At 70.0% G+C, this 979-nt stretch carries 1 protein-coding gene; it reads left to right on the forward strand.

What is annotated here, in order from left to right; translation table 11 throughout:
- Positions 1 to 878, forward strand: an 878-nt coding sequence (locus tag SSP24_RS42495; protein ID WP_141316625.1) for an IS701 family transposase, incomplete at its 5' end; no start/stop codon positions are given.
- Positions 879 to 979: the final 101 nt, after the last annotated feature.

The raw sequence follows: 979 nt of genomic DNA on the forward strand, positions 1-979 counted from the left end.
CAGTCTTCGCCGGTGTGCAGCGGCAGTACTCCGGCACCGCCGGGCGGACGGAGAACTGCCAGATCGGCGTCTTCGCCGCCTACGCCTCCGCCAGAGGCAGGGCGCTGGTCGACCGCGAGCTGTATCTGCCCAAGTCCTGGATCGAAGACCGGCAGCGGTGCCGGGCCGCGCGGATCCCCGAGGACCGCGGGTTTGCCACCAAGCCGGAACTGGCCCGAGGCCTGGTACTGCGCGCGCTGTCCTCGTCGCTACCCATCGCCTGGGTCACTGCGGATGCCGCCTATGGCCAGGAGTGGCGCTTTCGGCGGATGCTCGAAGAAGCCGGCATCGGATACGTCCTGGCGGTGCCCAAGTCGCAGCAGGTCCCTTCGCTCGGACGCATCGACCACGTCCTGGCCGGCGCTCCCGACGAGGCCTGGGAGCGGATCTCATGCGGCCCGGGCTCGAAGGGCCCGCGGGTCTACGACTGGGCTGCAGCCCGGCTGCCCGCCGTCGCCGACCTCGACGGCAGTGATCCGACCCACCACCGCTGGGTCCTGGCCCGCCGCAGCCTGGCCCGCCCTGATGAGGTCGCCTACTACCTGGCCTACGCCCCTCTCAGCACGACGGTCACCACGCTGGTCCGCGTCGCCGGCACACGCTGGGCGATCGAGGAGTGCTTCCAGGCCGCGAAGAATGAATGCGGCCTGGATCAGTACGAGGTCCGCCGCTATGTCGGCTGGTACCGGCACATCACCCTCGCCATGCTCGCCCACGCCTTCCTGGCCGTGATGGCCTCCCGCGCTCTGGAAGGGGGGGATGCAGGAACGCTTCCGCCAGCATCGTTCCCCTCACAGTGGCAGAGGTCCGACGGCTCATGGACGCTCTGCATTCCCTGACCCGCCACCCGGTGCGGCCGACGCGTCCTCTCACCTGGTCCCACTGGCGCCGTCATCATCAGGCCATCGCCCGCCGCTGCCACTACCAGCGCCGAACGCAT

The sequence above is a fragment of the Streptomyces spinoverrucosus genome (assembly GCF_006539505.1).
GTDB classification, from domain to species: Bacteria; Actinomycetota; Actinomycetes; order Streptomycetales; family Streptomycetaceae; genus Streptomyces; species Streptomyces spinoverrucosus.